The 15,510-nt window shown below is 65.2% G+C and carries 17 protein-coding genes, 1 tRNA gene and 1 pseudogene; 10 read left to right on the forward strand and 9 right to left on the reverse strand.

Going from position 1 to position 15,510, the window contains the following annotated elements; translation table 11 throughout:
- Positions 1-54: 54 nt before the first annotated feature.
- Both AAFG07_RS39145 and AAFG07_RS39150 read right to left on the reverse strand, forming a co-directional pair.
- Positions 55-1,050, reverse strand: coding sequence for an alpha/beta fold hydrolase (locus AAFG07_RS39145; protein ID WP_342729376.1), 996 nt, complete (start codon positions 1,048-1,050; stop codon positions 55-57).
- Positions 1,051-1,398: 348 nt separating this feature from the next.
- A complete protein-coding gene (locus AAFG07_RS39150) occupies positions 1,399-2,463 on the reverse strand; it encodes an aromatic ring-hydroxylating dioxygenase subunit alpha (RefSeq protein ID WP_342724914.1) in 1,065 nt (354 codons plus the stop codon).
- 67 nt (positions 2,464-2,530) lie between these two features.
- Between AAFG07_RS39150 and AAFG07_RS39155 the strand changes: the two genes are divergently transcribed.
- The 7 genes from AAFG07_RS39155 (at position 2,531) to AAFG07_RS39185 (ending at position 7,967) form a co-directional block, all read left to right on the forward strand.
- Positions 2,531-3,478, forward strand: coding sequence for a LysR family transcriptional regulator (locus AAFG07_RS39155; protein WP_342724915.1), 948 nt, complete (start codon positions 2,531-2,533; stop codon positions 3,476-3,478).
- Positions 3,479-3,581: 103 nt separating this feature from the next.
- On the forward strand, positions 3,582-4,271 hold the full coding sequence (locus AAFG07_RS39160; RefSeq protein WP_342724916.1) for an RNA polymerase sigma factor: 690 nt from the start codon (positions 3,582-3,584) through the stop codon (positions 4,269-4,271).
- Positions 4,272-4,365: 94 nt separating this feature from the next.
- Positions 4,366-4,887, forward strand: a complete 522-nt coding sequence (locus tag AAFG07_RS39165; protein ID WP_342724917.1) for a DUF4142 domain-containing protein — start codon at positions 4,366-4,368, stop codon at positions 4,885-4,887.
- An 11-nt stretch (positions 4,888-4,898) separates the two neighbouring features.
- Positions 4,899-5,219, forward strand: coding sequence for a cupredoxin domain-containing protein (locus tag AAFG07_RS39170; protein ID WP_342724918.1), 321 nt, complete (start codon positions 4,899-4,901; stop codon positions 5,217-5,219).
- 93 nt (positions 5,220-5,312) lie between these two features.
- On the forward strand, positions 5,313-5,675 hold the full coding sequence (locus AAFG07_RS39175; protein ID WP_342724919.1) for a nuclear transport factor 2 family protein: 363 nt from the start codon (positions 5,313-5,315) through the stop codon (positions 5,673-5,675).
- Positions 5,676-5,892: 217 nt separating this feature from the next.
- Positions 5,893-6,690: a helix-turn-helix transcriptional regulator gene (locus tag AAFG07_RS39180; protein ID WP_342724920.1), complete on the forward strand. Its 798-nt coding sequence runs from the start codon at positions 5,893-5,895 to the stop codon at positions 6,688-6,690.
- A gap of 107 nt (positions 6,691-6,797) precedes the next feature.
- Positions 6,798-7,967 (forward strand): cytochrome P450, encoded by a 1,170-nt coding sequence (locus AAFG07_RS39185; RefSeq protein WP_342724921.1) that lies wholly within the window; start codon positions 6,798-6,800, stop codon positions 7,965-7,967.
- A 7-nt stretch (positions 7,968-7,974) separates the two neighbouring features.
- On the opposite strand, the gene AAFG07_RS39190 is transcribed toward AAFG07_RS39185, so the two are convergent.
- Genes AAFG07_RS39190 through AAFG07_RS39200 form a run of 3 tightly spaced genes read right to left on the reverse strand, consistent with a single transcriptional unit; the run spans position 7,975 to position 10,339 of the window.
- Positions 7,975-8,904, reverse strand: a complete 930-nt coding sequence (locus tag AAFG07_RS39190) for a dihydrodipicolinate synthase family protein (RefSeq protein WP_342724922.1) — start codon at positions 8,902-8,904, stop codon at positions 7,975-7,977.
- Between the two features lie 38 nt (positions 8,905-8,942).
- Positions 8,943-10,109: an NADH:flavin oxidoreductase/NADH oxidase gene (locus AAFG07_RS39195; RefSeq protein ID WP_342724923.1), complete on the reverse strand. Its 1,167-nt coding sequence runs from the start codon at positions 10,107-10,109 to the stop codon at positions 8,943-8,945.
- Positions 10,110-10,153: 44 nt separating this feature from the next.
- Positions 10,154-10,339, reverse strand: coding sequence for a hypothetical protein (locus tag AAFG07_RS39200; RefSeq protein ID WP_342724924.1), 186 nt, complete (start codon positions 10,337-10,339; stop codon positions 10,154-10,156).
- Between the two features lie 15 nt (positions 10,340-10,354).
- Here AAFG07_RS39200 and AAFG07_RS39205 point away from each other — a divergent pair, with 15 nt between their 5' ends.
- Positions 10,355-11,374: an LLM class flavin-dependent oxidoreductase gene (locus AAFG07_RS39205; RefSeq protein ID WP_342724925.1), complete on the forward strand. Its 1,020-nt coding sequence runs from the start codon at positions 10,355-10,357 to the stop codon at positions 11,372-11,374.
- A gap of 211 nt (positions 11,375-11,585) precedes the next feature.
- Here AAFG07_RS39205 and AAFG07_RS39210 read toward each other — a convergent pair whose 3' ends face one another.
- From AAFG07_RS39210 to AAFG07_RS39225, 4 genes are all read right to left on the reverse strand, one after another.
- Complete coding sequence (locus AAFG07_RS39210) at positions 11,586-11,756, reverse strand: hypothetical protein (RefSeq protein WP_342724926.1); 171 nt, start codon at positions 11,754-11,756, stop codon at positions 11,586-11,588.
- A gap of 43 nt (positions 11,757-11,799) precedes the next feature.
- Complete coding sequence (locus AAFG07_RS39215; protein WP_342724927.1) at positions 11,800-12,051, reverse strand: DUF3551 domain-containing protein; 252 nt, start codon at positions 12,049-12,051, stop codon at positions 11,800-11,802.
- A gap of 87 nt (positions 12,052-12,138) precedes the next feature.
- A tRNA-Gly gene (locus tag AAFG07_RS39220) sits at positions 12,139-12,212 on the reverse strand.
- 107 nt (positions 12,213-12,319) lie between these two features.
- A complete protein-coding gene (locus tag AAFG07_RS39225) occupies positions 12,320-13,870 on the reverse strand; it encodes a 4-amino-4-deoxy-L-arabinose transferase (RefSeq protein ID WP_342724928.1) in 1,551 nt (516 codons plus the stop codon).
- Between the two features lie 170 nt (positions 13,871-14,040).
- Here AAFG07_RS39225 and AAFG07_RS39230 point away from each other — a divergent pair.
- Positions 14,041-14,618, forward strand: a pseudogene (locus tag AAFG07_RS39230) (methylated-DNA--[protein]-cysteine S-methyltransferase).
- 9 nt (positions 14,619-14,627) lie between these two features.
- Positions 14,628-15,467: an AraC family transcriptional regulator gene (locus AAFG07_RS39235; protein ID WP_342724929.1), complete on the forward strand. Its 840-nt coding sequence runs from the start codon at positions 14,628-14,630 to the stop codon at positions 15,465-15,467.
- The last annotated feature ends 43 nt before the right edge of the window (positions 15,468-15,510 follow it).

The raw sequence follows: 15,510 nt of genomic DNA on the forward strand, positions 1-15,510 counted from the left end.
GGAGTCCGATGCCCCGGATTGCAAAATTGCAGTTCGGGGCATTTCATTTGGCACTCAGGCGCTGATCTGCAATCGCTCGCCCGCGGCCTCGCCGAGGTCGGACTGAAGCCAACGGGCAATCCGACGCCACGAACCGGCCAGAGCCTTGCAGCCGATGAACAGGCCGAGGTGATCACACGGCTCGGTGTCGCATTGCAGCCACGCGGGCGGCGTGCCCAACAGTCGCAACGTCGCAAATGCCTGGTCGCGCGGAACAACAATGTCGTTCTCGGCTGCGAGCAGGAAAACGGGCAGCTTCACCGCAGCAAGATCGATCTTGCAGCCAAGCGCGACAAAGTCTCCCGTCGCGATCCGGTTCCTTCGAAATATCCAGTCAGTCACTTCGAGATAGTAGGTGCCCGGTAAATCAAGCGTCTCTCGGTTCCAGCGTGTGAAGCAATCGAGCAGCGCCCGTGCATCCTCCGACTTGTCGTCGAGCCGCTGCTGCAGCGCCGCTTCCACGTCAAGCGTACTGAGCGGGACACTCCAGACCTGCAGCATCTGCCTGCCACTGACGATTCCATTCCCCTGGCGCACCAGTGCCTCAAAACCTTGCTGCGGAAGCGAGGCGACCATCCTGGAAAGCTCTGACGGCACAGAGACGTCGACCGGGCTGCCCGCTAGCACGAGCCGCCGCACCTTGCCGGGAAAGCGCGCGGCATAGAGCAGCGACAGCCAGCCGCCCTGACAGAGACCTGCAAGGTCGACGGGCGGCCCAATCGTGTCGACCGCCACGTTGAGATCGGACAGATAGGTGTCGATCGAGAAATATCGCATCTCCGGTGCCGCCGAGAGCCAATCCGTGAGATAGAGACGTGCTATGCCCGCTCCCTGTAACGCCTCCATCAGGCTGTGGCCGGGCGCAAGATCGGCTATCTTCGCGCGGTGCAGCGCATAGGGTGCGCAGACCAGCAGCGGCTGGCCTTCGCCAGCTCTCGAGAAGTCCAGCAGACGCATCGACGGCAGTTGCAGCTCCACCGAATTGGCCGTCGTCCAGGGCAGCGCCGCCACTTCGTCCGCCGCATCTGTCGGTTCGGGCGCGCGACTGGGGTACCACTGCGAGTAGATATCGAGCGCCAATCGCGTGGCTTCAAACGGCCATAGCCAAGCGTGCTGCACCCAGTCGGCGCTGGCACTTCGTTCCGATGGGTCCGCCTTGTCGTGCAAGCTCATTCACCGATTGATCGCCACCGGAACAGTCCGACCGGCACGGATCGAAGCCTTGACCCTGATCAAGAACCGACGAATTCACGTTGGTCACTCTACGCCAAACCCGCCGGGACGGCAGCCACGCCGGGACGTCACGATTTCGCGATCCCGGCACGCCTTGGAGCCAAGCGCGGACACCCGCTTCGGCGGCTATGCGGCGCGTGCCGCGCCCTTCTCCGCATCGAGCCTGCGTGCGAACAACCAGCGGAAATAGGTCAGCGGCGCATCGGCGCCGATCGCAAGCAGCTGATAATCCGGGTCGACGTCGAGCACCTTCTGCTGCGCTTCGATGAAATCCTTGTCCTCGTTGAAGGCCTCCTCGAGGGAATGCCGCAGCGATAGCGAAATGTTCGGATTGTCGATGTCGAAATCGTGCAAGTAGTTCCAGAAGAAGTGCGTCGAGGAGCGCGTCTCCGGCGTCATGAACTGCGCATTGCGATATGACCGCGTGCCCGGAACCTGAACGCCCTTCTCCGCGCCCTGTCCCGCCGGCGCAAACGTCGTGTCGAGCGTGAAGATGCCTGGAACGATCATGCGGCCGATATTGCGGCGATCGACCTGGTCGTCGCGGTTGGAGATCACCTTCTTGTGGTAGGGCGGCGCATCGGCGCCCATGTGCCAGCGCTCGACACGGAAGCCGTCGTCCAGCTTCTCGATCGCCACCGGCTTGGTCTTGTAGGCATATTCCTCGGAACCGCCGAGCGTGTTGGTGTGCACGAAGGCCAGATGCGCGAAATCGCTGAGGTTGTCGACGATCAGGAGCCAATTGGCCTTGTAGTGCATGTAGCCCGGCAGGCCGCGCCATTTGGGATCCTCGAGCGGCGGATAGTCGAGGATCAGCTTCGGATCGGCCTTCTCGGCATCGCCGGTCCAGATGAAGATCATGTTGTAGCGCTCGACCACCGGATAGCTGCGCACGCCGAGCTTGGCCGGGATCGCGTCCTGGCCGGGGATCTGGATGCACTTGCCGTCGGCCGCAAACTTCATGCCGTGATACATGCATCTGATATCGTCACCCTCGACGCGCCCCATCGAGAGCGGCGCCGCGCGATGGCAGCAACGGTCGTCGAGTGCGACCACCTTTCCGCTGGCGCCGCGATAGATCACGATCGGCCGCTCCAGGATGGTGCGCGCCAGCTTCTTGCCGTCGATCAGTTCGTGGTTCAGCGCCGCCACGTACCAGGCGTTGCGCAGGAAAATTCCGTCATCGGCCATGTCACCCTCCCAATGCAAAATTGCTTGCAATGAGGTTAGGTGATCCCGGTCATCGGGATAATCCGATTTGGCTGGACACACTGTACCGCTGGATGGACAATCGGCCATGGAGTGGCGCGACTGGGAGCTGTTTTGCGAGGTTGTCGAGCATGGCGGCTTCACCGCGGCCGCGCGCGTGCTCGGGCATCCCAAATCGAGCCTCAGTGCCGCGGTGCAGCGTCTCGAGGCCAATCTCGGGCTGCGGCTGATCGAGCGGACCACGCGGCATCTGCGGCTGACCGATTCCGGCGAGACCATCTATCGCAAGGTGCGCCCGCTGTTCGCCGCGCTGCACGATACCCACAGCGAGGCGCTGGCGATGTCCAGCGCGGTCGCAGGCACCTTGCGCATCAAGGCGCCGTACGAATTCGGCGCGCATCACGCGGGGCCGGTCGCCTGCGCCGTGATGGGCCGTTATCCCGAGCTCGCGATCCGGATCGATGTCGAACACGACATCGTTAGTCCGATCGCCGAGAATTACGACATCGTGTTCGCGATGCTGGAGGCGCCGCTGCCGTCGGCCGGCATCGTGATCCGCCGCGTCTTCACCCTGGAGCGCGGCCTGTTCGCGGCACCGGCGCTCTTGGAGAAGTTCGGCGAGCCGCGCACGCTGGATGAATTGAGGAAGCTGCCGCTGTTGACCGGTCCCAGCGATCCGCCATGGGCGATCACCGCACCCGGCGGGGTGGTCGAGCATCTCGCGGTGGATCGCGCGCGGCTCACCAGCTCGAATGCCCATGTCCGCCTGCAGGCGGCGCTCGCCGGCCATGGCGTGCTGCGGGTCACCGCGAGCTACACCCGCGCCGCGGCCGCGGCCGGTGAATTGAAGCGGCTGCTGCCGGACCATGCCTGCGAGCCGCTCAACGTGCACGCGCTGTTGCCGGCGCGGCAATTCGTCCCGGCCAAGGTGCGCTGCTTCCTCGATGCGATGGAGGCGCACGCGCGCGGTGATCCGGAGGCTTACATCAGGCCGTAGCCGCTGGCCGGGTCTTTTTGGCTGATCGCCATTTTCTCGGGAACCTGTCCGGCCGGTTGGCATCCAATGGTAATATACCGCCAACAGTGAGGGCGAGCCCGCCATGCGCCAGGCCCATGTAACGTCACCACCGCCGATCCGCTCAGGCGATGCCGAGCTCGTGCAGCGCGCGCTCGCCCGCGACGAGGCTGCGATCCGCGCCATCATGCAGGCGAACAATCGCCGGCTGTTCCGGCTGGCGCGCGGCATCCTCCGCAACGACCACGAGGCCGAGGATGTCGTTCAGGACGCCTATGTGCGCGCCTTCACCCATCTGGACCAGTTCCGCGGCGACTCCAGCCTCTCGACCTGGCTGTCGCGGATCGCGATCAACGAGGCGCTCGGCCGCCTGCGCAGCAAACACGCAAGCGTGGAGTGGTCCGAGCTGCCGAAGGGCGCCGTAGAAGCCCAAATCATCCCGTTCCCGCTGTCGTCAGCGGACGATCCGGAAAAATCCATGGCCCAGCGCGAAATCCAGCATGTCGTCGAGCACGCGATCGATGAGCTGCCCGAGGCGTTCCGCCTCGTCTTCATCACCCGTGTGATCGAGGGCATGAATGTCGAGGAGACCGCTGATATCCTCGGTCTCAAGCCGGAGACCGTGAAAACCCGCCTGCACCGCGCCCGGACCATGCTGCGCGACAATGTCGAGCGGAAGATCGGCCCTATCGTGATGGAGGCCTTTCCCTTCGCGGGCCGACGCTGCGAGCGATTGACCGAGGCGGTCCTGAAACGGCTCGGCGTCACAGCATAGATTTTTGGGAACCTCCGGCTATCAGCACCATCCAACTCCTGTGCAAGCAACGACGTGCCGTGCCCTACGCCCGGCTCAACAGGAGTGTCAAACCATGTTCGTTCGATTGAGCATCGCGGTCGCCGCGCTCAGCGTTCTTACCGGCGCTGCGCTGGCCCAGGGCGCAAAGCTGACCGATCCGCAGATCGCGCACATCGCCTACACGGCAGGTGTGATTGACATCAACGCCGCCAAGCAGGCGGAGACCAAAGCTTCCAACAAGGACGTCAAGGCGTTCGCCAAGGACATGGCGCGCGACCATGAGGCGGTGAACAAGCAGGCGCTCGACCTCGTCAAGAAGCTGAAGGTGACGCCGGAGGACAACGACACCAGCAAGGCGCTGTCGAAACAGGCGGCCGACAAGCTCGCCGAACTCGGCAAGCTGAAGGGCTCAGCCTACGACAAGGCCTATATCGACAACGAGGTCGCCTACCACAAGACCGTCAACGCCGCGCTGGAGACGCAGCTGATCCCGTCGGCGAGCAATCCCGAGCTGAAGAGCCTGCTGCAGACCGGCCTGAAGATCTTCCAAGGCCACGAGCAACATGCCGAACATGTTGCGGCGAGCATGAAGTAGGGAGACGCGTGATGTCGACCGGACGCTATCTCGCAACGCTGGCTTTGCTCGCGCTCGGCGCGATGGCTGTCCCGGCGCATGCAGCCACCATCCAGATCGTGATGGAGAATTTGGTGATCTCGCCGGCCGAGGTATCGGCCAAGGTCGGCGACACCATCGAATGGGTCAACAAGGACGTATTGGCGCACACCGCCACGGCGAAGAACGGCGACTTCGACGTGACGATTGCACCGAAGAAGACGGTCAGGTCGGTTCTGAGCAAAGCCGGTACCGTCGACTATTACTGCCGCTTCCACCCCAACATGAAGGCGGTGCTGACCATCGCGCCATAGCTCGCGCGATGACCTGCAAGGTAATCGATCGGCGCAGGCGAACCTCCGATAGTCCGGACAGCCGCACAGTCCGGCCATCAGAAGGAGAGCACCATGACCGACCACACGACCATCGTCCGCCGCTATATCGAGCTCTGGAACGAGCGGATGCCGAGCCGGCGCCGCGAGATGCTGAGCGAGAACTGGACCGCCGATGCGCGTTATGTCGATCCCATGATGAGCGGCGACGGCCATGACGGCGTCGATGCGCTGATCGCGGGGGTGCAGCAGAAGTTTCCGGATTTCAACTTCAAGCTGATCGGCGAGCCGAACGGCTTCGGCGACCATGTCCGCTTCTCCTGGGGCCTCGGGCCCGACGGCGCCGACAGCCCGATCAAGGGCACCGACTTCGCCATGCTGAAGGACGGCCGGATCCGGAGCATCACCGGCTTCCTCGACCAGGTGCCGGGCGCCTGAGGCGATTTCCTCACCGGATAGCTCCCATGGTCGTCATTCCGGGGCGACGCGCAGCGTCGAGCCCGGAATCCATTTAGCCGCGACACCTGCGGCCCGATGGATTCCGGGCTCTCGCTTCGCGAGCCCTCAGGTGCGCAATTGCGCACCGGGGAATGACGAGGGAACTTCCACCCCCGCGATGTCGCTGCTAGTCTTCCCGAAACACAGGGAGGACGCCATGAAGGCAGATTTCGCCTTCAAGACTTCTGTCGTCAGCGACATCACGCCGGCGCTGCTGGCGATCGGCCGCGACAGCTTTCCGCAGGCCCTGATCGGCGCGCTGCGCCGCGTCGCCGGGGTCGGTCACTGCATGGTGTTCTCGTTCGCAGGCCCGCGCTCCGCCGCGTGCCTGCTCGATGTCGGCAACATCCCGACCGGGCGCGACCTCGGGATCGCCTATTCGGAACATTTCCATCAGGCCGACCCGAACCGCGACGCGGTGTTCGAGGGCAAGGCGCAGGCCGTGCCGATCGTACTGCCGACCTTTGCGCGCCGGATGTACAGCGACGGCTACCGCAAGATTTTCTTCGACGATTCCGACATCGTCGACAAGTTCGCCTCGGCGATCTGGACTGGCGACACCTGCTTCTACGTCAATTTCTACCAGATCACCGCGCAAGGCCGCTTCAGCCGCGAGCAGATCGCGCGCCTCGCCGCGGTCGCGCCCGCGTTGACCGCAGCGGTGGCGCGGCACTTCCAGCGCGACCCGGCAACGGATGCCGATCCGATGGCGCGGCTGAAGACCGTGTTTGCGACCGCCGAACCGCTCGCCAGACTGACCGGCCGTGAGAAGGAGGTCTGCCTCGGCATCCTTTCGGGTCTCAGCTCGGAAGCGATCGCGGCCGAGCTCGGCATCGGGCTGCACTCCGCCCTCACCTATCGCAAGCGCGCCTATGACAAGCTCGGCATCTCCTCGCAGAACGAGCTGTTCGCGATCGCACTGCGCCTGATGGCATCGGCAGACCAGCTGAACTGAAGAGGCTGAGCGGCCACCTCCCTCTGTCCCCAACGGTGGGGACAGACCGGTCGCGTCTGCCGGCCTATGCTCGGTTCGAAACCTTAAGGCCAACCCGAGAACACGTCGTGAGCACTGCGCCCCATTTCGACATCGACGTCCCCGCCTTCTGGCAGGATCCCTATCCGACGCTGGCGCGCATGCGCAAGGAGGCGCCGATCGCCTTCGTGCCGCAGCTCGGCAGCACACTGCTGTGCAACCGCGACGATATCTTCGTCTCCGAGAAGCAGATCGACGTGTTCTCGTCGCACCAGCCCGAGGGGCTGATGAACAGGCTGATGGGCCACAACATGATGCGCAAGGACGGCGACGCGCACATGAACGAGCGCAAGGCGATCTTCCCGGCGGTCTCGCCGAAGACCGTCAGATCGCACTGGACCGCACAATTCGCCGGACACGCGAACCGCATCCTCGATGAGTTGACGCCGGACGGCGTGGTGGATTTCGTGCAGGCCTTCGCGCTGCCGTTCTCGGCCGAATGCCTGAAATCGATCACCGGCCTCACCAACATGCGCTTCCAGGACATGAACGCCTGGTCGCAGGGCATGATCGACGGCATCGCCAACTACACCGGCGATCCCGCGATCGAGGCGCGCTGCCATGCAGCGACCTCCGGCATCGACGCCGCGATCGACGACATGGTCCCCAGGCTGCGCAAGACGCCCGACCTCAGCCTGCTCGGCGTGCTGCTCCAGACCGACATGTCGATGGAGAGCGTGCGCGCCAACATCAAGCTCGCGATCTCGGGGGGCCAGAACGAGCCGCGCGACGCGATCGCCGGCACGGTGTGGGCGCTGCTGACCCATCCGGATCAGCTGGCGCTGGCTGTAAGCGGCGCGATCCCGTGGCTACAGGTGTTCGAGGAATATGCGCGCTGGATCTCGCCGATCGGGATGTCGCCGCGGCGGATCGCAAAGCCCTGGACGATCAGGGACGTCGCATTCGAGACCAACGAGCGCGTGTTCCTGATGTTCGGCTCGGCCAACCGCGACGAAAAGCATTTCGACAGGCCCGATGCATTCGATGTGCGCCGCGACGCCAGCAAGAGCATCGCGTTCGGCGCCGGTCCACATTTCTGCGCCGGCGCCTGGGCCTCGCGCGCCATGGTCGCCGACGTCGCGCTGCCGGCGATCTTCGACAGGCTCAGGAATCTGCGGCTGATCGCGGACAGGCCGCCGCGGATCGGCGGCTGGGCATTCCGCGGTCTCTTGGATTTGCCGGTGACGTGGGACGCTTAAGGCGCGCTCAGCGCCCCCAGCGCAGCACGACCGGATCGAGCGTGCGCGCGATCTCGATCAGGCCTGCGCGCGTCGCCGGATGCAGCGGCTGCAACGGGTGCCGCACCGTGTCCGACTTGATGATGCCGCCCTCGCGCATCAGCACCTTGCAGGCCTGCAGCCCGCATTGGCGGTTCTCATAATTGATCAACGGCAGCCAGCGCGCATAGGCCTGCACGGCCTCTTCGCGGCGGCCGGCGAAGAACGGATCCATGATCTGGCGGATGCCGTCGGGATAGCCGCCGCCGGTCATCGCACCGGTGGCGCCGGCATCGAGATCGGCCATCAGCGTGATCGCCTCCTCGCCGTCCCACGGTCCCTCGATCACGCTGCCGCCCTTCTCGATCAGGCCGCGCAGCTTGGCCGCGGCCATCGGCACCTCGATCTTGAAGTACCTGACATTGGCGAGCTCCTTCGCCATCCGCGCCAGGAAGTCCACCGAGAGCGGCGTGCCCGCGACCGGCGCATCCTGAATCATGATCGGAATGTTGATGGCATCCGACACCACCCGATAGAATTCGTAGATGCCCGGCTCGCCAACGCGGAAGGTCGCGCCGTGATAGGGCGGCATGATCATCACCATCGCGGCGCCGGCGGCCTCCGCCTCGCGACTGCGCGCGGCACACACCGCCGAGGAGAAATGCGTGGTGGTGACGATCACGGGAATGCGGCCCGCGACGTGCTCGAGCACGGCGTGCATCACGGTCTCGCGCTCGGCATCGGTCAGCACGAACTGCTCGGAGAAGTTGGCGAGGATGCAGATGCCGTGCGAGCCGGCATCGATCATGAAATCGATGCAGCGCCGCTGTCCGTCGAGGTCGAGATTGCCGCCGGCGTCGAAGATGGTCGGCGCCACCGGAAAGACGCCGCGATAGGGACGCTGTGCCGAAATCGTCATGTCAAATCCTCCCTCGTGAACTGTCGCAGCTTGATCCGTCACACCTTGCGGAACGGCAGCGGCGGACCTTCGAGCCTGCGCAAGCCCGGCTCGCGCCGCTCCAGCCACCAACCATACTGCTTCGGCCAGGACGCGAACACCTCGCCGCCTCCGCCGCCAAGCGCAAGCTCGGCATGCAGCGGCCAGTTCGGATCGAACAGCGCCTCGCGGCCAATCGCGACCAGGTCGGCCTGGCCGCCCGCCAGGACATCTTCCGCCTGCTGCGGATGCAGGATCAGGCCGACCGCGATGGTGGCGACCTCGGCGGCGCGACGGATTTCTTCCGCATACGGCACCTGGAAGCCATAGCCGCGCGGAATCCGCGCCGCGGTTGCCGAGCCGAGCAGGCCACCCGACGAGCAATCGATCAGGTCGACACCGCGCGCCTTGGCTTCGCGCGCGAATGCGATCTGATCCTCGAGCGTCAGGCCGCCTTCGACACCATCGACCGAGGAGATGCGCACCGCTAGCGGCCGCTCCGCGGGCCAGGCGGCGCGCACGGTCTCGATGATCTCGAGCGGATAGCGCATCCGCCCGGCGCGGTCGCCGCCATAGGCGTCGCTGCGGCGGTTCGACAATGGCGAGAGGAATTCGTGCAGGAGATAGCCATGCGCGCAATGCACCTCGACGAATTCGAAGCCGGCCTCCACTGCGCGCAAGGTGGCGCGCCGCCATTGCTCGCGCAGTGCGGCGAGCTCGGCCATTTCGAGCGCGTGCGGCATCAGCCAGCCTTCCTCCATCGGGATCGCGCTCGGCGCAACCGTGCGCCACGGCAGATCGCCGCGGGCGCGGTCGGCTTCGTCGAGTGCGGCATTGCCGTACCAGGGGCGCTGCATGCTGGCCTTGCGGCCGGCATGCGCGAGCTGGATCGAGGGCACCGCGCCATTGTCCTTCAGGAAGGCCGCGATGCGTTCGAGCGGCGCGATCTGCTCGTCGTTCCAGATGCCGACATCGCCATGGGTGATGCGCCCCTCGGCGGTGACCGCCGCGGCCTCGACCATCACGAGCCCGGCGCCGCCTTGGGCGAACTTGCCGAGATGCACGAGGTGCCAGTCATTGGCGAGGCCGTCGGTCGCCGAATACTGGCACATCGGCGAAATCAGGATGCGGTTTCGGGAGGTCACGCCGCGAAGCGTGATCGGCTGAAACAGAAACGGCTGCGACATCGGGTCCTGCGGGAACGTGGTGGTGGGAAAATGGCGGCCGAAAGCTAGGCGGCGCGCGAGCTGATCGCAAGCCGCGCTGTAGCGCAGGCGGCAAGACCAGCGCGCATGCGGCGCATCCACAGCGGCGCGATCCGCAAACCCGCAACGCCTGCTGCACAAATTTTTGCCGGTTGGTAAACATTTTCCGTCATCGCCGGGTCACGCCACGGATCGCAATTCGTGCCGGACATGCCTACATTGCCGACATGAAAAAAATCGGCTTCCTCTCGTTCGGGCACTGGACGCCCTCCCCGCAATCCCAGGCCCGCTCCGCCGCGGATGTGCTGCTGCAATCGATCGACCTCGCGGTCGCCGCCGAAGAGCTCGGCGCGGATGGCGCGTATTTTCGCGTCCATCACTTCGCCCGCCAGCTGGCTTCGCCCTTCCCGCTGCTGGCGGCGGTCGGCGCCAAGACCAGCCGGATCGAAATCGGCACCGCCGTGATCGACATGCGCTACGAAAATCCGCTCTACATGATCGAGGACGCCGGCGCGGCCGATCTGATCGCGCGGGGACGTTTGCAACTCGGCATCAGCCGCGGCTCGCCCGAGCAGGTGATCGATGGCTGGCGCTATTTCGGCTATCAGCCGGGCGAAGGCGAGACCGACGCCGACATGGGCCGGCGTCATGCCGAGATCTTCCTCGATATGCTGCGCGGACAAGGTTTTGCGCAGCCGAATCCGCGGCCGATGTTTCCCAACCCGCCCGGCCTGCTGCGGCTCGAACCGCTCTCGGAAGGCTTGCGCGAGCGCATCTGGTGGGGCGCCGGTTCGAACGCCACCGCGGTCTGGGCGGCGAAGCTCGGGATGAACCTGCAGAGCTCGACGCTGAAGAGCGACGAGACCGGAGAGGCCTTCCACATCCAGCAGGCCGCCCAGATCCGGGCCTACCGCGCCGCATGGAAGGAGGCCGGCCACACCCGCGAGCCGCGGGTCTCGGTCAGCCGCAGCATCTTCGCGCTGGTCGACGACCGCGACCGCGCCTATTTCGGCAACGGGCAGGAGGAAGACCAGATCGGCTTCATCGACGAGCGGACGCGCGCGATCTTCGGCCGCGGCTACGCCGCCGAGCCGGAGAAGCTGATCGAGCAGCTCAAGACCGACGAGGCGATCGCGGAGGCCGACACCCTGCTGCTGACCGTCCCCAATCAACTCGGCGTCGCCTACAACGCGCATGTGATCGAGAGCATCTTGACTCACGTCGCGCCCGCCATGGGATGGCGCTGATCACGAACGAAGGATGATGCAACCTCGACCGCTTGCCGGCCACTCCCGAGTTCCGGCGGAACTCCGTTCTCAAACGCGGAGAACTACGGAAACATAACTGCGCGTTGTGAGAAGAACAGGTCGAGTACAGTGCGTTAGGCGCGCACGTTGCGTGAACAGATCGCCGTAATATCCCGGGATCATCCTGCGAGGCTTTGTGGATTTGCCCAGGTCAGGAATCTCGATCGCGATTGCGGCGCGTGAGATCGAGACGATCGACACGCTCGTCAATCCGCCGGTTCAGTTCCTCATCCTCGCTGGAATTCCTGCCGCGACGGGCGCGAACGACAAATACGCATCCGATCACAACAATCGCAAACAGCGCGTAGTACCACCATTCCATGCATTGATCTCAAATGGACGCTCGCGGATACAAGCGGAAAAGGTCATCGTTCAGGCCTGCCGGGACGCACCGGTCTTGGCGCATAAAAGGGGTTAACCAGGCAGGTTGCCGGATTCCCCGCAGCGCTGGCCTGGCACTCCTTCATCGACATGAAGATACAATCCATTCGATCGCCGACCAGTTCCCCGTAAACACGCATGCAGACCGGATAGCGAGGATCGTACATTTGTGCCGATGCCGGCTTGGTCGTGCAAAGCGCGCCCAGCGCGAACAGCAGCGCTCCAAGCAGCCACACGTCTAGTCTCCTGCTATTGCCGTGAAACACATTGTCTTGCCGACAGGACTATCCCGCGCAAGTTAGCCTTGGGGCTGACCTTGGGGCTGGAGCGGGCGAAGGGAATCGAACCCTCGTATGCAGCTTGGGAAGCTGCCGTTCTACCATTGAACTACGCCCGCGATCTCAATTGCTTGAGGTCGCCCCGTGGGTGCGACCGCCGGACCATAGCCCGGGCCGAGGCGGCGGATCAAGCGTGCATTGACACCGGTCGCCGCGCCGCCAGCCGCTACCAGCCCATCCTCACAAGCACGTCATTGATGACAAAGGGCGCAGCGGCGGATGCGTCGCAGCTTCCGCCGCGCGCATAGATGCAGGCATCGCTGAAGCCGACGCGCGCACAGCTTTGCCGTGAAAAATCCGCCGGCAGATCGCCTGCGGCCTCGGGCCGCGCAAGGATGCGGTTGAAGGCCGGCTTGGTCGCCCGCAGCAGCAGCGGCGGCAGGATCAGCTCGGCGAGCGGATCGGCGGATTGCAGCGCATAGAGCGGCACCGGGCCGACCAATCGCTCCCGCCCCGGCAACTGCTGGAAGCGAACGTCGTAAAGCGCAAGGCCGCACATCTGCGGATCGCTGCGCAGTTCGGCCGCGAGCCGCGCAGCGCCGACGCCGCGCGTCCAGTACTCGCGCATATCTTCGCAGGCGCCGGCCAGCGCCATTGACAGCAGCGCCCAGCCGCCGAGGACGATCGGCAATGCCCAGCGGCGCCACATGTCTTTCGTACGCAGCCATTGCACCCAATCGGCTGATCCCAGCGCCGCGACGATGGTGAACAGCACCACGGACAGGAAGATGAAGCGGTATTCCTTGTGTGCGATCAGGCTGTGGAAGACGAGGTTGACCAGCGCCACCGTCGCGAGCAGCGGTGCGTGCCGCCAGCCGCGCCAGATCGCAGCGAGCGGGAGCAGGATCGCCACCGACCACACGGTCAGGAAGTCGATGAGATAGGCCGACGGCGGCGACACGCCGAATTCGATGGCGCGATCGTGGACGAGGTTTTCCCTGATATTGGCGATCAGCCAGGCGAACGGCACGCTGCCATGCGCCAGGTCGATCGCGGCGGCGAGCAGCAGCGCAACGAGCCCGCCGGCAACCAGCGGAACCAGGTTTCGCCAGCGTGTCCAGCACGCCCCGAGGGCCAGCATGGCGATCGCCGGCGCAAACTGGAAGCGGCAGACAAAGGCGAAGGCGAGCAAGGCACCGCCGATCGCGAGACGCCGCTGTGACGGACGATCAGTGACCAGCAGCGCCGCCGGGACGACGAGCGCTGTCGCGTACGTCTCGCCCAATGTGTGTGGCGCGAGCATGATCAATTCGAACCAGACCGCGGCCGCGAAGGCCGTGACGACGGCATGGGTTCGCGAGACCCGCGCGCCAAGCAGCCAGGCGCTGACCACGATCGACAGCGATGCGCATGCGGGGATCAGACGCGGCACCAGGAACGCACCTGCGCCACCAGGCGCAATCGCATCACCGATGGCAACCGGCCCGGCCATCAATGTCGGCAGCAACCAGCCGCGAATGCCGTCGCGCCATTCCCACGTCAAGATGCCGTCATGGCCGAGCATCCGCCACGCCGGCTCGAGATACTGATAGGTCTCGTCGGGATAGATCACGTTGGGCCAGACGGCGGCGGCAAGGCGCAAAACCAGCGCCAGCAGCAGCAGCGCGAAGAGCGGGTGAACACGCCCGCTCGCGCGCGCGGCCATGCCTGCGCTGCCGGGCGCGGCTTCGGCGCTCGTGCTGGTCATCGTTCCGCCGATCGTCTTTTGCAGCAGCATGCAGGCGACCAGATAGCGGGCAAAGCCTTTAAGATGCGTGACCGGAGGATGCGTGACTGAACGTTGGCGAGGTCGCACAGAGCGGTCGCGACATGCTTAACCAATCGTCAAGATTCCGGATGCGCCGGACCGCGACGATGCTATGCTCGCATGTGGGGGTTGGTGGCGTCATGGCGGGGCGTGGGTACACCATTTTCGACACGGCAATCGGCCGATGCGGCATCGCATGGGGCGAAGCCGGCGTCGCCGGGTCCAGCTTCCCGAGCTCCGCGAAATCGAAACCCGCAAACGGCTGTTCCAGCACTATCCCGACGCGCGCGAGCTGCGGCCTTCCGAGGAGATCGAGGTCGCGATCGAGGGCATTGCAGCGATCTTGCGCGGCGGCAATGCCGATCTCACGGGCGTCGCGCTCGACATGAGCGGCATCCCGGCCTTCAGCCAGCGCGTCTACCAGACCGTCCGCCGCATTCCCCGCGGCGAGACCCGGACCTATGACGAGGTGGCGGGCGCCCTGCGCACGTCCGGCGCGGTCTATTCGGTGGCGCAGGCGCTCGGCTGCAATCCCTTCATGATCATCGTGCCCTGCCACCGCGTGCTCGAGGCGGGCCACTATGCCGACCGGATCTCGCAAAACGGCGGCAGCGTCTCCAAGCGGCGGCTGCTCTCGATCGAAGGCGCCCAGCCGACCATCAGCAAGACGCTGTTCGATGTGCTGCTGCCCGTTGCACGACCCCGGCCGCAAGCCTAGATCTGGGGTATGACCCGGACCACACTGTTGCAGCACGATCGCATCACGGTGAACGAGTTTCGCTGCACGGCGGAGCCCGGCGACAAGCCGTTCGTCGAACAGTTCGCCTGCCACTCGGTGTCCTATGTGCGCAGCGGCAGCTTCGGCTGCCATTGCCGCGGCCGCTTCCATGAGCTGGTGGCAGGCTCGATCCTGGTCGGCCATCCCGGCGACGAATACACCTGCACGCACGACCATGTGGTCGGTGACGAATGCCTGTCGTTCTTCCTCGACCCGGAGCTGGTCGAGACGATCGGCGACCGCACCTCGGTCTGGCAGGTCGGCTCGGTACCGCCGCTGCCCGAATTGATGGTGATCGGGGAGCTCGCCCAAACGGCGGCAGCTGGCAACAGCGACGTCGGGCTCGACGAGATCGGCCATCTCCTCGCCAGCCGCCTTGTCGAGCTGGTGTCCGATCGCAAGGCCAAGCCCCTGACCGCCGGCCTGCGCGACCGCCGCCGCGCCGTCGAAGCGGCGCTGTGGATCGACGCCAATTCACACCATCAGATCGACCTCGACGATGCCGCGGAGCAGGCCGGGCTAAGCACCTTCCATTTCCTGCGGCTGTTCTCCGCGGTGCTCGGCGTGACCCCGCATCAATATCTCGTGCGCTCGCGGCTGCGCCATGCGGCGCGGCGGCTGGTGGATGACGACAGCCCGGTCACCGACATCGCCTATGACGTCGGCTTCGGCGATCTCTCCAATTTCGTGCGCAGCTTCCACCGCGCCGCCGGTGCCTCGCCGCTGAAGTTCCGCCAGGCCTCCCGCGGCGACCGCAAGATTCTCCAAGAACGCCTTGCGCTGCAATAGCAGGGTTGCTCCGGTCCGCGCGTCCATCGACGCGCTCAACGAC

The organism is Bradyrhizobium sp. B097, from assembly GCF_038957035.1.
Classification (GTDB): domain Bacteria; phylum Pseudomonadota; class Alphaproteobacteria; order Rhizobiales; family Xanthobacteraceae; genus Bradyrhizobium.

What these genes read in the sequence shown, in the direction of transcription:
- AAFG07_RS39225 (WP_342724928.1), bottom strand. Translation starts at nt 13,870, where the DNA reads ATGCTGCTGCAAAAGACGATCGGCGGAACGATGACCAGCACGAGCGCC.
- AAFG07_RS39175 (WP_342724919.1), top strand. Translation starts at nt 5,313, where the DNA reads ATGACCGACCACACGACCATCGTCCGCCGCTATATCGAGCTCTGGAAC.
- AAFG07_RS39160 (WP_342724916.1), top strand. Translation starts at nt 3,582, where the DNA reads ATGCGCCAGGCCCATGTAACGTCACCACCGCCGATCCGCTCAGGCGAT.
- AAFG07_RS39190 (WP_342724922.1), bottom strand. Translation starts at nt 8,904, where the DNA reads ATGACGATTTCGGCACAGCGTCCCTATCGCGGCGTCTTTCCGGTGGCG.
- AAFG07_RS39210 (WP_342724926.1), bottom strand. Translation starts at nt 11,756, where the DNA reads ATGGAATGGTGGTACTACGCGCTGTTTGCGATTGTTGTGATCGGATGC.
- AAFG07_RS39200 (WP_342724924.1), bottom strand. Translation starts at nt 10,339, where the DNA reads ATGTCCGGCACGAATTGCGATCCGTGGCGTGACCCGGCGATGACGGAA.
- AAFG07_RS39150 (WP_342724914.1), bottom strand. Translation starts at nt 2,463, where the DNA reads ATGGCCGATGACGGAATTTTCCTGCGCAACGCCTGGTACGTGGCGGCG.
- AAFG07_RS39235 (WP_342724929.1), top strand. Translation starts at nt 14,628, where the DNA reads ATGACCCGGACCACACTGTTGCAGCACGATCGCATCACGGTGAACGAG.
- AAFG07_RS39195 (WP_342724923.1), bottom strand. Translation starts at nt 10,109, where the DNA reads ATGTCGCAGCCGTTTCTGTTTCAGCCGATCACGCTTCGCGGCGTGACC.
- AAFG07_RS39170 (WP_342724918.1), top strand. Translation starts at nt 4,899, where the DNA reads ATGTCGACCGGACGCTATCTCGCAACGCTGGCTTTGCTCGCGCTCGGC.
- AAFG07_RS39180 (WP_342724920.1), top strand. Translation starts at nt 5,893, where the DNA reads ATGAAGGCAGATTTCGCCTTCAAGACTTCTGTCGTCAGCGACATCACG.
- AAFG07_RS39205 (WP_342724925.1), top strand. Translation starts at nt 10,355, where the DNA reads ATGAAAAAAATCGGCTTCCTCTCGTTCGGGCACTGGACGCCCTCCCCG.
- AAFG07_RS39165 (WP_342724917.1), top strand. Translation starts at nt 4,366, where the DNA reads ATGTTCGTTCGATTGAGCATCGCGGTCGCCGCGCTCAGCGTTCTTACC.